The 14883-nt window shown below is 44.0% G+C and carries 10 protein-coding genes; all 10 read right to left on the bottom strand.

The genetic code is table 11. The annotated features are described in order from the left end of the window. Positions 1–681 precede the first annotated feature (681 nt). Positions 682–2271 (bottom strand): M28 family metallopeptidase, encoded by a 1590-nt coding sequence (locus H5125_RS15705; RefSeq protein WP_182744722.1) that lies wholly within the window; start codon positions 2269–2271, stop codon positions 682–684. 369 nt (positions 2272–2640) lie between these two features. After that, entirely contained in the window at positions 2641–4107 is a 1467-nt protein-coding gene (tilS, locus tag H5125_RS15710) for a tRNA lysidine(34) synthetase TilS (RefSeq protein WP_182744723.1), read from the bottom strand. 9 nt (positions 4108–4116) lie between these two features. Continuing rightward, positions 4117–7593, bottom strand: a complete 3477-nt coding sequence (gene dnaE, locus H5125_RS15715) for a DNA polymerase III subunit alpha (RefSeq protein WP_182744724.1) — start codon at positions 7591–7593, stop codon at positions 4117–4119. Between the two features lie 110 nt (positions 7594–7703). After that, positions 7704–8342, bottom strand: a complete 639-nt coding sequence (gene rnhB, locus H5125_RS15720) for a ribonuclease HII (RefSeq protein WP_162023505.1) — start codon at positions 8340–8342, stop codon at positions 7704–7706. Between the two features lie 20 nt (positions 8343–8362). After that, positions 8363–9511: a lipid-A-disaccharide synthase gene (gene lpxB / locus H5125_RS15725; RefSeq protein WP_101086638.1), complete on the bottom strand. Its 1149-nt coding sequence runs from the start codon at positions 9509–9511 to the stop codon at positions 8363–8365. Between the two features lie 9 nt (positions 9512–9520). Beyond that, the gene (lpxA, locus tag H5125_RS15730) at positions 9521–10291 is read right to left on the bottom strand and encodes an acyl-ACP--UDP-N-acetylglucosamine O-acyltransferase (RefSeq protein ID WP_101086637.1); all 771 of its coding nucleotides are present in this window, start codon (positions 10289–10291) and stop codon (positions 9521–9523) included. Beyond that, positions 10288–10749, bottom strand: a complete 462-nt coding sequence (gene fabZ, locus H5125_RS15735) for a 3-hydroxyacyl-ACP dehydratase FabZ (RefSeq protein WP_011636755.1) — start codon at positions 10747–10749, stop codon at positions 10288–10290. The genes lpxA and fabZ overlap by 4 nt, the downstream gene beginning before the upstream one ends. A 31-nt stretch (positions 10750–10780) precedes the next feature. Further along, complete coding sequence (lpxD, locus tag H5125_RS15740; RefSeq protein WP_182744725.1) at positions 10781–11806, bottom strand: UDP-3-O-(3-hydroxymyristoyl)glucosamine N-acyltransferase; 1026 nt, start codon at positions 11804–11806, stop codon at positions 10781–10783. A 5-nt stretch (positions 11807–11811) separates the two neighbouring features. After that, positions 11812–12309, bottom strand: a complete 498-nt coding sequence (locus H5125_RS15745; protein WP_011636753.1) for an OmpH family outer membrane protein — start codon at positions 12307–12309, stop codon at positions 11812–11814. Between the two features lie 65 nt (positions 12310–12374). After that, complete coding sequence (gene bamA / locus H5125_RS15750) at positions 12375–14858, bottom strand: outer membrane protein assembly factor BamA (RefSeq protein WP_101086635.1); 2484 nt, start codon at positions 14856–14858, stop codon at positions 12375–12377. Between the last annotated feature and the right edge of the window lie 25 nt (positions 14859–14883).

The following is a 14883-nucleotide window of genomic DNA, read 5'->3' on the forward strand; positions in this document are numbered from 1 at the left end:
TGGCTATGGTTTTATAACAATGAAAGACCCAATACAGCAATTGGTGGTGTCCCACCAAAGCAAAAACTGGCACTAGTGGCCTAAGTCTCTACTTTTGACCTCAGCTAAAAATGGGGAGATTACCATTTTTAGCCAGTTGTCAGCAGAAATATTGAGTCTGTTTAGAATGTCTTGGCTACTTGTACTAATAGCACCGCACTTATTTCCTCATATAACCCTGCTTGTGTCTTCAACCATCTTTAATGCTGAACATTAATCCATTAGCCATGTTTAAATAGCCAATAGTGCTGGATTTTCATATTTATCCTTACTTGCAATTGGTGTGATTCAACTCTGAACTTGAGGACGTTGCAGAAAATAGCGTGAGCCTGACAGGACGTCAGGCTAGCTTTCGCGGTACAGGATGTACCATCGGAAGCGTTAGCATTTTCGAATAAGGCCGAAGAACACTAAGACGAAGTTAAAAGCTGGATCAATTTCCGTCGCGACCTTTTCGCTGTTTGAAAATGTTGCCGGAACGGCAGGGGTGATCCAAGAGGGGATTGCTGTTGATCCCCTCTTGGCCAGTGCAGGGTGGAACCTTGCGATCTTACTTCAAACGAAGTTTGAAATAGTCTGGTGTGGGCGAAGCGCCTACGACCTTAGTGGCCGTAGGCCATTTCAAATAAAAATACACTACGGTTATTTACCGTCTTGTGCTCTGCGCTTTTTAAAGTCTGAATCTTCGATCCATTTTGGCCAGTCGTTGTTGTTGGCAAGCTTTTCAATGATGTCGCTGATTAAAGCGAGGTCTTGCTCTACCCCGCCTAAATTCCAGCTGGCATCGTAATCGTCTGCGCCTTGATGATACTTATGGGCAATGTAGTCTGGATCAGTGTCGCCTAAGCTCATGAACATCAAACCGGGGACGCCTTGTTGGGCTAAGGCAAAATGGTCTGAACGGAACATTAAGCCATTTTGTGGACGAGGATCAGCCTTTACGGTGCGGCCTTGTGCTTTGGCGGCATCATCTAAATAGGTTTCAAGTTCTGATACGCCTTGGCCATAACGCAGGATGTAATTAACACCTTTGCCTACATTCATGCCATCTATATTTAAAAACGATACCAGTTGTTTAGTCGGTACCGGAGGATTGGCAGCAAAGTATTGCGCGCCAATAAGGCCGGTTTCTTCGGCGGTAAATGCAGTAAACAGAATAGAGCGTTTAGGTGCTTTGTTTTGCGCTTTAAAATGACGAGCAAGTTGTAACACACCTGCCACGCCAGAGGCATTGTCGACAGCGCCGTTTAAAATTACCGTTTTACCGTCTTGCACTGTTTTACCTAAATGATCCCAATGGGCATGCATGACTAACCATTCGTCGGCTTGGCTGGTACCTGGTATCAGCCCTGCTACGTTATATGAGGTGGCTAATTCAATGGTATTTTTTACTGCTAAATTGGCTTTGAGTTTAAGTGGTATAGACTTAAAACCCGCTTTTGCTGCGGTGAGTTTGACTTTATCAAAGTCTAAGCCTGCTGCTTGAAACACTTTTTGCGCGGTTTGGTGCTGGATCCAACCCATGACGCCAATGTGTGATTGATTATTTTGATCATCAACTAAGGTGTATTTAGTATTAGTGTTGCTGTTTTCAACGACGTTCCAGCCGTAGGCTGCTGGTGCAGTTTCGTGGACAATAAACACCGCTTTGGCGCCCTGCCTTGCTGCTTCTTCATACTTATAAGTCCAGCGGCCATAATAGGTCATGGCATTGCCTTTAAAGATGGCAGGATCTTGAGTCGCAAAGCCTGGGTCATTGACCAGCATAATCACGGTTTTGCCTTTAACATCAATGTTAGCGTAGTCATTCCATTGATATTCTGGCGCATTAATACCATAGCCAACAAACACCACATCACTGTTATCTACACTCACTTGAGACTGAACTTGTTCAGTACGGGCAGTGAAATCAGTGCCGTTGTTGAACACTACATCACCCATTCTCAACTGCATTGTTTGATCGGCAGTAATTTTAGCCATTGGCACAGCTTGACGATAACTGTCACCAAAACCAGGAGCGAGTCCCATTGCTTTGTAGGCGTTTTCTAAATACTCAACCGTCAGTTTTTCACCATGAGATAACGGCCCACGGCCTTCAAATTCATCACTTGCTAAGGTTTGCACATCTTGACGATAGGTTTTTTGATCAAATTGAAATGGCGTAGCGTTTACGCTTGGCAGAAGCAACACACCAAACACGGCTAATAAACGAAAGGTATTCACAGACAACATCCTCTGTTGAGTATTAAGAAAATTTATTGTAACAGATGCTAGGGACGAGAGCGGACTTCGTCCTGCTAGAACGCTTCGCGGCAATAAAGGCCGAATTCAATAATATAGTCTGAAGCCATCAGCAGTACTACCGCTTTTATCGCATCTAGTCGCGAAGCGGCCTAGCACCTAGCGCGTTATCCGTTGTTATCGCTTGTTATCATCTTGGCAGACTGTTACCGCTTTTGCTTGTCGTTACCGCTTGTTATCATCTTGACCGACGGTTACCGCTTTTGCTTGTTGTTACCGCTTGTTATCGTCTTGACCGACAGTTACCGCTTTTGCTTGTTGTTACCGCTTGTTATCGTCTTGACCGACGGTTACCGCTTTTCATCGTGCGTCAAAAAGCGGTATACAAATCCCTTGATCACCCGTTTGCGCTAAATAGCGTTTGTCGACCCATAAACCAACGGCGGCCACTAAAGTGTCACCATAAAAAACTAACGGGATTTGTGGTCTACGCCATGGCGGGATATTACATTCTTGCCACAGTTTCTTTAATTCGCGCGGTTTTTGCCGTTGTGATGTGGCAAATTGTGGCTGACATTTAATTGAACCTGCCGCGCCAAAGCGTATGCTCACAACGGTATTATTGGGTAAAGCAAGTAGCGGCGTATTGTCCGCAGCAATTTGCAGGCCCAGCTGGCATTGCTTGTGCCCAACTCGGCACACTACCTGTTGCAACTCGCCTTTAAGCAGTTGCTCAAATGGTTGTTGCACTGCACTTGCATCAATAAGGTCGAGCTCTTTATGGCTAACAGCATAAGCGATACCAGCAAAGCGTTTAACCTGATAATCGCCCCACTGAATCGACATATTCGCGTCGTCTTTAGCCGCTAACAGTTGTGACAGGATCTGCTGTAATTGTGCTTGCGAAGGTAAACTAACGCCACAATGAATTAAATAACCGCGAAACAGTAATGCTTGCCAAGCGGCACTCAATTGACCAAACCCGGTGAGTTTAAACCCGGTTGATTCGGTCATTAATGCATTTGTATCACTTGGCACTATTAACCACTCGGGTAAGCGATGACTCACTTCGTCGTCAATAACCTGTTGCTGCTCGGCACATAATGCGGCGCTACGCCCTGCGGTGGTCGCAATACTTGGCCAACGCTGTTTTAATCTTGGAATGATATCCAGGCGTAAAAAATTTCTATCAAAGCTGTCGTCTTGGTTACTTTCATCTTCAATATGGGATAGTTGTTTTTGCGCCGCAAATTGCTCTATTTGATCGCGGCTGATATCCAATAACGGTCTAACTAGCCAAGCTTGTTTGTAAGCTTGTACCGCCCCCATTGCCGCCAACCCTTTTGGGCCTTGACCACGTTTTAATGCGAGTAATAAGGTTTCAAGTTGATCATCTTGATGATGGGCGGTCAGTAAAATGTCACCGGGATTAAGATAACGGTCAAATGCTTGGTAACGAGCATCGCGGGCTTGCGCCTCTAAACTCTGTCGAGGGCCCTTTTCAACCTTAACTCGTTCAATCTGCACTGGAAGCTGATAATGATTAGCTCGAGTGATACAGTGCTGTACCCAAGTGTTAGCATTGGCACTAAGCCCATGATGAACATGAATAAGCAGGCAAGCAATATGCGGATGCTTGTGTGCCAAGGCACTTAATCCACATGCGAGCACTTCTGAGTCAACGCCGCCACTGTAAGCCAGTACTAACTTAGGCGATGATTCACCTTTAACTACATTCATTTGATAAAGGGGTAATATCGCTTGTTCGAGCAAACTTAGCAGTTGTGGTGCACTTATTTGCTCTGATAACAAAGACTTTTCAATCATGATGCGCGCCTAATTAAACACAATTTTGACGTTAGTTGAACCAAGCATGCTTTCGAGGGCTAACATTAACTCATCACTAGGATTAACTCGCCACTCTTCACCTAACACGATTTTGCCGCTGGCTTGTTGTTTGGTGTAGTTAATCACCACAGGCACAGCGCCCTTACGCCACGGTGTTAATGTTTGCTCAAAGGTTTGTAACCACTCTGGCGTGACATCATCGCCATGAACATTGATTTCAACCGCTTTGGCAAAGTGACTGCGCGCTTCGCCAATTTCAATGATATTACGGGCGTTCATGCGATTGCCGCCAGAGAAATCATCAAAGCTGACATCACCTTCACAAATAAGAATGCGATCTTTTTCAAGCATGTGGCCAAACTTTTCAAACGGTTCGGTAAATAGCATGACTTCTAAACGGGCACTTTTATCATCTAATGTGACTAAGCCCATTTTAGAGCCACGCTTAGTGATCATCACCCGTGTTGCCACCACTAGACCAGCTGCTTTAACGGTTTTACCGCGCTCGGTTGGGTGAATGTCTTTTAAGCGGCCATTAGTGTATTGCTTAAGTTCTTTTAAATACTGATTAATCGGGTGACCAGTAAGGTAAAGTCCTAATGTTTCGCGCTCACCTTCCAACCAAATTTTGTCTGGCCACGGAGTACAATGGACAAAGTTTTGCTTACTGTCTTCAGGTTCACTATTGAGTAAACCAAACATGTCATTTTGGCCAGTCGCTTCTGCTTTAGCATGTTGCGCCGCAGCACTAATCGCTTGAGGCAAGGTCGCCATCATTGATGCTCGATGCGGGCCTAATGTGTCTAAGGCGCCTGCAAGGATAAGCTTTTCAATTACTCGCTTATTGAGTTTTTTTAAATCAATTCGAGCACAAAAATCGAACAGGTCGGTAAACGGTCCATTTTTACGGGCTGTTAAAATAGAATCTACCGGGCCTTCACCGACGCCTTTAATCGCGCCGATACCATAAACAATATTAAGGTCGTCATCGACCGTAAACTTGAATAAGCCTTTGTTGACATCGGGCGGAATTAGCGGCAAGCCCATGCGTTCACATTCGTCAACCAAGGTGACGATTTTGTCGGTGTTGTCCATGTCGGCAGACATTACCGCGGCCATAAACTGCGATGGGAAATGGGTTTTTAGCCATAAGGTTTGATACGACACCAGTGCATAAGCGGCAGAATGCGATTTGTTAAAACCGTAACCGGCGAACTTTTCCACTAAGTCGAAGATTTTCATCGACAAGTCGCCGTCGACGCCGTTATTAATCGCCCCTTCTTTAAACGTGCCGCGCTGCTTGGCCATTTCTTCAGGTTTTTTCTTACCCATTGCACGACGGAGCATATCCGCGCCGCCTAGGGTGTAACCCGACAATACCTGAGCAATCTGCATCACCTGCTCTTGGTACAAAATGATGCCGTAGGTCGGTGACAATAACTCTCTTAGTGACTCATGCTGATATTCCGCATCTGGGTAGGACACTTCTTCACGGCCGTGCTTACGTTCAATAAAGTTGTCAACCATGCCTGATTGCAAAGGACCTGGGCGGAAAAGTGCTACTAGTGCAATCATGTCTTCAAAACAGTCGGGCTGCAGACGTTTAATCAGGTCTTTCATACCGCGAGATTCCAGCTGGAATACCGCGGTTGTTTCGTAGCGTTGCAGTAATCTAAAACAGGCAGGATCGGCAAGCGGAATGGCTTCGATACTAACGGGGTCTTTACCTTCTTTAATCAGGCGCGGATTAATCATCTGCAATGCCCAATCAATAATGGTTAAGGTACGTAAGCCCAAGAAATCGAACTTAACCAGACCAGCAGTTTCAACGTCATTTTTATCAAATTGTGTTACTGGGTTTAAGCCTTCGGCATCGCAATATAGCGGTGCAAAATCGGTAATTCGAGTCGGTGCGATAACCACACCACCGGCATGCTTACCCGCGTTACGTGTTACGCCTTCTAAGCGGCGACACATATCGATAAGCTCTTTAACGTCTTCATCGCCGTCATAGGCTTCAGGAAGCGCGGGTTCAACTTCAAAGGCTTTCGCCAATGTCATCCCTGGTTCTGCGGGGATTAATTTAGTTAACCGTTCAACAAAGCCGTAAGGATGACCTAATACGCGGCCTACGTCGCGCACAACGGCTTTGGCCGCCATAGTACCAAAGGTAATAATCTGTGATACCGCTTCTCGGCCGTATAACTCGGCAACGTGATCAATGACTTCGTCGCGTCGGTCCATACAAAAGTCGACGTCGAAATCGGGCATGGATACACGTTCAGGGTTCAAGAAACGTTCGAACAGTAAATCGTATTCTAGTGGATCTAAGTCGGTAATTTTAAGCGCGTATGCGACTAATGAACCCGCACCAGAACCACGGCCGGGACCAACTGGAATGCCGTTGTCTTTGCCCCACTGAATAAACTCCATCACGATAAGGAAGTAACCAGGGAAACCCATCTGGTTAATGACCTTTAATTCAATCTCGAGACGTTCGTCATATTCGACACGTTTTTCAACGCGAACTTGTGGATCTGGAAATAAAAATTCGAGACGTTCTTCTAAGCCTTTAACGGACACGTTAACCAAGAAATCTTCAATGGATAAGTCGCCAGTAGGGAAATTAGGCAAAAAGTATTCATTTAGGCGAATGGTGACATTACAACGTTTCGCAATTTCAACGCTGTTTTGAATTGCTGACGGAATATCGGCAAATAATGCAATCATTTCATCTTCGGTGCGCAGGTATTGTTGATCGCTGTATGTTTTAGGGCGACGCGGATCGACTAAGGTAAAACCATCATGAATTGCCACCCGGATTTCATGTGCTTCAAAGTCATCTTGTTTTAAAAACACCACTTGGTTAGTGGCAACTACAGGTAAACCTTTGGTTGATGCTAGCTCAACCGCCATGTGTAAATAGCGTTCTTCATGGGCACGACCAGTGCGGATAAGCTCGAGGTAATAGCGATCTTCAAAGTGTTGTTGATAAAAGGCAATCAGCGACTCTACTTGGTTTTGATTACCTTTTAATAATGCCTTACCGACATCGCCATCTTTGGCACCCGAGATAATGATCAAGCCGCTGTTATATTTGACTAACCAATCTTGGTCGATCACCACACGGTTATCAACATGACCGCGAAGATAGGCTTCACTGATCAGTTGGGTCAGGTTTTGATAACCTTCATTGTTCATCGCGATAATGGTTAAGGCACAGAATTCTTTTTCAAATCCAGGGGTTTGCACCCAAAAATCGGCGCCAATGATCGGTTTGATCCCCGCACCATTACAAGCACCATAAAACTTAACCAAACCACAAAAGTTGTTTTGATCAGTTAACGCTATTGCTGCCATCCCCTGATTTTCAGCAGCAGCAATAATAGGTTTAACTTTAGCAACGCCATCTGACATTGAATAATCACTGTGGACGCGCAAATGAACAAAACGAGGATCGGACATAGAATATTTTTTCTTCGAAAAAGATGAATGAAACAACACGAAAATGCGGGATTTAGACTACCAAACTACGCGATGTTATCCAACGATAAACTCGCTTAATTTGGCTATTATCAAAATGTATCCTGAAGCAATATACGCTCCGCAACAGGTTTAAAACTTCTACGATGCTCAGGCAACACACCATACAAGGCTAGCGCTTCAAAGTGCGCTTTGGTTGGGTACCCTTTATGCTTAGCAAAGCCATACTGCGGGTGCAGATTGTCTAACGCGTCCATCTCGGCATCACGAGTGACTTTGGCAATAATGGATGCCGCACTAATAGCAGCCACTAAGCCGTCGCCTTTAATTATCGCATGACTGGCAATACCAAAATCCGGTACCCGATTACCATCTACCAGCACTCGTTCAGGTAAAATGGATAACCCGGCTACTGCGCGCTGCATGGCCAACATGGTGGCATGCAAAATATTCAGCTCATCGATTTCAGCAGGGCTGGCACGGCCAATACTGACACTTAGCGCATTATCCATTATCTGTTGATATAAGGAATTACGACGTTTTTCGCTAAGCTTCTTAGAATCATTAAGGCCAACAATCGGTTTATTTGGGTCTAATATCACCGCAGCAGTGACCACATCGCCAACCAATGGACCACGTCCGACTTCGTCAACACCAGCAACAAGCCCTTGTGAAATAATGGCTACTTGTTCAGGGGTAATATCTTTTATCACAACCGATAATGTCGACATATTAGCTTATCCTAGTCAGGTTACGGCGCTGGTAATAATGCTACTACAGCATCTGCAGCTCGCTCGCTGGCATTACACTTTAGCAATTGATGTAATTCTTCAAAGCGGGTATTTAGCGGTGCAAAATCTTGATTAAGCTGGTTGATTATCGCATCGGCAATTAACTGTGGTTGGCAATTGGCTTGCATCAGTTCTGGCACGATGGTGTCGTTTGCGAGTAAATTAGGCAACGAATAATTTTTGATTTTCATCATTTTAATCGCGATGGCATATGTAATTGGGCTAACCCGATACGACACAACCATAGGACGTTTAACCAGCATGGCCTCTAATGTCGCGGTGCCAGAAGCCAATAAAATACAATCTGCAGCAGCCATGACTTCGCGAGATTGACCTTCAACAATAGTGACTTCTAGATCGGGAGCAAACTCCTCCAGTGCAGCAAGAAATTGTTGTCGACGAGCATCATTAACCACTGGGGTGACAAATTTGATGTCTGGAAAGGTTTGCTTAACTAACTGAGCAGCTTTGATAAATGGTTCAGCTAATTGCTTTAGCTCTCCGCCTCTGGACCCTGGCAATACTGCCAAGTATTCAGCATTAGGATCTAATCCTAATAACTGCCGAGCAGCCAGCTTATCACTGTGCATCGGAATATCGTCCGCAAGTGTGTGCCCCACAAAGGTACAAGGTACTTGATGTTGGTCGTAAAACGCTTTCTCAAACGGCAATAACGACAACACCATATTAGTGGCTTTAGCAATTTTAAATATACGTTTTGGACGCCAAGCCCATACTGACGGGCTGACATAATGGACTGTTTTAATCCCTTTGGCTTTTAATTTAAGCTCTACGCCAATATTAAAATCGGGCGCATCAATACCAATAAAACAGTCTGGCGCTAATTCAGTAATTTGTTTCACGAGACTTGAACGAATATGAAGCAGTCGAGGTAAATGTGATAACACTTCGACTAAGCCCATGATCGACAGTTCTTCCATTGGGAATAAACTCTCAAACCCTAGAGCTTGCATTCGAGGGCCACCAATGCCAATAAAGCGTGCATCAGGGTAGCGTTTTTTGAGTGAATTAACTAAACCGGCACCTAAAATATCGCCGGAGATTTCTCCGGCGACAATGGCGAATACTTTTGAAGGAGAGTTGGTCATCGTTTCCGTCTATCGAATAATGCCACGAGCAGAGTGGTTGATAAATTCCATAAATGCTTTCACATTGATGTCTTTTTCAGCGGCCTCGATTAATTCAGCGTTAGCTTCTTCAATGGTTAAACTCTTACGGAAAACCGCTTTATACGCACTCAAGATTGCTCGTTGGTTTTCTTTGGTAAAACCACGGCGTTTTAAGCCTTCTAAGTTTAATCCACGCGGTACTGCAGGAGAACCAGCAGCCATCACAAATGGGGGAACATCTTGCAAAATAAGTGAAGCACCCGCGGTAAAGGCATGCGCGCCAATGTGTACAAACTGATGCACACCAGTCATGCCGCCCAAAATAACCCAATCGCCAACATGTACATGACCCGCAATTGAAGCATTATTGGCCATAATAACGTTATCACCGACAAAACAGTCGTGGGCAATATGAACATACGCCATAAACAGACAGTTAGAACCGATGCGAGTTTCACCTTTATCTTGGGTCGTACCACGGTGAATGGTAACCGACTCACGAATGATGTTATTGTCGCCGATAATTAAGCGAGTTTGTTCGCCTGCGTACTTTTTATCTTGACACTCTTCACCAACTGAAGAGAATTGAAAAATACGATTACCTTTACCGATAACCGTTGGACCTTTAACCACAACATGAGAACTTATCCATGTGTCGTCGCCGATTTCAACGTTTTCACCAATGTAGGTCCAAGGACCAATAGTGACGTTATTACCAATTTTGGCTGTTGGGTGAACAAACGCTAATTTATCTATCACTTCTTAATCTCTCTACGTGCACACATGATTTCAGCAGAACAAACCAGTTCACCATCAACCAAGGCTTCACCAACAAACACACCAATACCGCGACGCTCTTTAATCATTTTAACGTGAAAATGTATTTGGTCGCCTGGCTCAACAACACGTTTGAAACGCGCTTTATCAATACCAGCAAAATAATACAGTACCTCTGGAGACGGCTCTGTACTCATGGTTTTAAATGCAAGTAAACCCGTTGCTTGTGCCATGGCTTCTAAAATGAGCACGCCAGGCATAACAGGCTGTATAGGAAAATGTCCCTGAAAAAAAGGCTCATTAATGGTGACATTTTTAATCGCATGTAAGTGCTCACCTACAGTAAAGTCCAATACACGATCGATCAACAAAAATGGATATCTATGAGGTAGATATTTAAGTATCTCTTTAATATCCATGGTGTTTAATTGGTTTGACACACTACATTCCTTAAATAAGGCAGAATTACAATTATTCTGTGCCCTTAGCACTTTTCTCGAGGGTTTTCACTCGGCTAAATAATTCATCTAATTGACGGAAACGAACAGTGTTTCGACGCCATAATTTATTTTCCATTGCGATGGTAGCAGACGAATACACACCTTTTTCACGGATAATGCTGGTCACGTTTGTTCCGCCTGATATGTGTACACCATCAGCGACACTCAGGTGTCCAGCAACAGCACTACCGCCACCGAGAATACAATATTTACCAATGGTAGAACTGCCGGCAATAATAGAGCCGCCAGCCATTGCAGTATTTTGGCCAATAATGACATTATGAGCAATTTGAACTTGGTTGTCGATAATCACACCATCGTGGATCTCGGTATGCGACAACGCACCACGGTCAATGGAAGTACATGCGCCAATTTCGACATGATTGCCAATCCGAACGCCGCCGGTTTGTGGAATTTTAATCCAGTTACCGCGCTCATTGGCATAACCAAAACCATCAGAGCCAATAACAGTCCCTGAATGGACGATGCAATGATGGCCAATATGGACATTATGATAAATGCTCACGTTCGCCCAAAGACGCGTGTTTGAACCAATAATACTGGTTTCACCCACCACACAACCTGGACCAATCTGAACATTTTCACCCAAAATAACATTGGCACCTATCACTGCATTTGCACCAATAGCCACACCGTCACCTAAAATGGCTGATGCATCTATTTGAGCCGAAGGATGAATACCAGGCGTTTCTTTTGGGGTGGTATCAAGTAATTGCGCTACTCGAGCAAACCCTACGTAAGGATCGCTAACAATCAGGGCGTTACCATGATAACCACTTGCTTCTTTTTCGCTCAGCAATACCGCACTAGCTTGAGTTGCCTCAAGCTGAGCACGGTACTTACTATTGGCTAAAAAAGAGAGTTGGCCTTTAGTTGCACTTTCAAGGGTAGCGACACTGGTTATTTCCAGCGTGGCGTCGCCTTTAATCGTTGCCCCTAATAGTTGGCTAAGCTCTTTTAAAGTCACTTTTTGCATACTTATTATTTGCCTTTGCTTAAGGCTTCTACCACTTTGCTGCTGATGTCAGCTTCTGGCTTAACAAAAATAACTGCGCCACGTTGTAGCACCATGTCGTATTTTTCTTTACCAGCGATGGTATTAATCGCTTTTTGAACTTGAACTAATAGTTTGTTTTGCTCTTCACCTTGACGACGACGCATGTCTTCATCTAATGCTTTGCCTTTCAACTGGAATTCAGACTTTAATGATTCCATTTTACGTACTAATTCAGTCTTTTGTGAATCGCTCATTAAGGCGCCGTCACGTTGTTGTTTCTCAACCAAAGAACGCATTTCTTCTTGCATTTTTTGGACTTCAGCAACACGGTCACCAAACTCAGCTTTTAATGATTTAGAAATTTGTTCGCGCTGTGGCAACTGCTCGAACACTTCACCCATATCAACCACAGCGAGTTTTTCCGCTTGGGCTAGCATAGGGGTAGCAAACAATGCCAATGTAATTAATGCGCGATTTACCATCTTTTTCAAAGTAGACTCCTTGTTAAACTTGTTGTTATCAGCAAAACCTGCCGAGTGTATTTGTTTTAGAACGTTTTGCCAATATTGAATGAGAAAATCTCTGTCTCGTCATCTTCATATTCTTTCAGTGGCCAAGCTAAACTGAATACCATAGGTCCCATTGGCGATAACCACTGCACGCTCATACCCCATGAGGCACGTAAGCGTTCTGGATCGCTATAGTCTTCTAACTTAGAGAACTGATCCGCTGGTAAAGTCCGATATGAGTCATAATCAAACTCAGTATCCCATACGTTACCCGCATCAACGAAGAAACTGGTTCGCACTGAGTTAGTGTAAGCTTCATCAAGGAATGGTGTCGGAACAATCATTTCAAAGCTTGCTGTTGCAATGGCGTTACCACCAATTGAACGGCCAGAACTCACCTGAATGGTATTTGGGTCACCAGGCAAACTACAACCATCACCAGAAACATCAGGCGCACATTGCTCACTACCACGGTATAAATAGAACGAACGTGGGCCTACTGAGTTAGACTTAAAGCCACGTAACGAACTACTACCACCAGAATAATAGTTTTCCCAGAACGGTAAGATTTGATCGTTGTCGTTAAACTGACCATAACCGTTTGAATAACCTAAACGGGCGCGAGCCAATAATACAAACCCATGCTGAGGTGTCAGAGGGAAGTAGAAGTTGGTATCGAAATCCGTTTTAAAGTACTGTAAGTCAGAACCTGGCACGGTCATTTTACCGCTTAAACGTTGCGACGAACCATCTGTCGGGAACGTACCACGGTTAAGTGTGCTGCGGTACCAACCGGCATTCAATTCAAAGTTATCAAAACTTAAGTCTGAATTAGGATCATCCGTTTCACGATACACATTATAGAAACGCAACGCTTGTTCATAAGCAGAGATTTCTGAAATAGTATTATGACGATAACCAATACCACCGTTCAAACGGTTAGATTCGTTAATCGGGAATCCAGAGTTTAACGCTACACCATAAGATTTATTCTTATAGCGCTCAAGGTTAGCCTCGTTGGCATCAAACTCATTCCAGTAAACGCTACCACCTAAACTGACACCATCCTTAGTAAAGTATGGGTCGGTATAAGACAAGTTGGCACTTTTAGAATATTTGTTAGTGTTGACGCTAAAACCAGCTTGGTTACCAGTACCAAGGAAGTTATTTTGCTCAACGCCAAACTGCAAACTCACACCTGATTCAGTACCATAACCGACACCTGCGTTGAACGAACCTGACGGTTGCTCTTTCACAGTCACTGCGACATCAACTAAATCGTCACTGCCCGGTACTTGAATGGTTTCTGCATCAACAGTTTCGAAATAACCTAAACGGTTAAGACGTAGTTTAGACTGTTCAATTTGAGCAGAATTTAACCACGCACCTTCCATTTGGCGTAATTCGCGGCGCATTACCTCATCTTTGGTAACCGTGTTACCAGTGAAGTTAATTGAGCGAACATACACGCGCTTACCCGGCTTAACATTGATGTTGAGTACCACTTCTTTGGTTTCATCATCAATTTCAGGATAGGTTTTAACTTCAGGATAAGCATAACCAAAGCGGCCAAGGTATTTGCTGTACATTTCTTCGGTGAATGTCACGTCGGCACCGTTGTACATGTTACCCGCTTTAATTGGCAAAATAGATCTCATTAACTCTTCGCGACCCATTAGGTCACCAATTAAGTTAACTTCTTTCACCTTGTACTTTTCACCTTCATTCACGTTAATAGTGATGTACAAACCTTTACGGTCTGGTGTCATCGCCACTTGCGTTGAAGTCACTTCAAAGCGAATATAGCCTTGATTATGGTAATAAGTTTTAATAGTTTCTAAGTCAGCTTGTAGCTTTTGCTTTTGGTAGCGACGTTCACCAAATAAATCCCACCATGCCACATAGTCTTTAAGCTCAAGCATACTGATGAGCTCAGAGTCTGAGAACACAGTATTACCTACTACGTTGATTTGACGGATTTCAGCCGCTAAACCTTCGGTAAACTTAAATTTAAGCTCAACACGGTTACGCGGCAAGTTGATGATTTGCGCTTCAACTTTGGCACCGTATTTACCCACACCGTAATAGAAATCTTGCAGGCCTTTTTCAATACCAGACAACATTGTTCTATCAAGTGATTCGCCAGCTTTAACACCAGAACCGTCAAGGCTTTCTTGTAACTGCTCGTCTTTGATATCTTTATTACCGTCAAACGAGATAATACTGATAGTTGGACGTTCTTTAACCGTTACATAGAGTATACCGTCTTCATGACTGACACTGATGTTTTCAAAATTGGTTGAACCGTAAAGGCTCTTAATCGCTTGCTGTAATTTAACTTCATCTACCGTGTCACCTACTTTCACAGGTAAACTCAATAGTGCTGCACCGAGAGCAACTCGTTGCAAACCTTCTACTTGGATGTCGGTCACTTCAAAAGGTTGGAAAGACTCTGCCCAACCATTCCCTGAAAAAGACGCGCCGACGAATAACATCGAGGCAAAAATTTTATTAAATCTCATAGAGCACTTCTAATTATTAGTCTGT

This window comes from Shewanella sp. SR44-4 (assembly GCF_014163715.1).
Taxonomy (GTDB): domain Bacteria; phylum Pseudomonadota; class Gammaproteobacteria; order Enterobacterales; family Shewanellaceae; genus Shewanella.

Bases quoted from the DNA above. Each gene is read 5' to 3' on its own strand.
- H5125_RS15705 (WP_182744722.1), bottom strand. From the start codon at position 2,271: ATGTTGTCTGTGAATACCTTTCGTTTATTAGCCGTGTTTGGTGTGTTG.
- lpxD (WP_182744725.1), bottom strand. From the start codon at position 11,806: ATGCAAAAAGTGACTTTAAAAGAGCTTAGCCAACTATTAGGGGCAACG.
- dnaE (WP_182744724.1), bottom strand. From the start codon at position 7,593: ATGTCCGATCCTCGTTTTGTTCATTTGCGCGTCCACAGTGATTATTCA.
- lpxB (WP_101086638.1), bottom strand. From the start codon at position 9,511: ATGACCAACTCTCCTTCAAAAGTATTCGCCATTGTCGCCGGAGAAATC.
- rnhB (WP_162023505.1), bottom strand. From the start codon at position 8,342: ATGTCGACATTATCGGTTGTGATAAAAGATATTACCCCTGAACAAGTA.
- bamA (WP_101086635.1), bottom strand. From the start codon at position 14,858: ATGAGATTTAATAAAATTTTTGCCTCGATGTTATTCGTCGGCGCGTCT.
- H5125_RS15745 (WP_011636753.1), bottom strand. From the start codon at position 12,309: ATGGTAAATCGCGCATTAATTACATTGGCATTGTTTGCTACCCCTATG.
- tilS (WP_182744723.1), bottom strand. From the start codon at position 4,107: ATGATTGAAAAGTCTTTGTTATCAGAGCAAATAAGTGCACCACAACTG.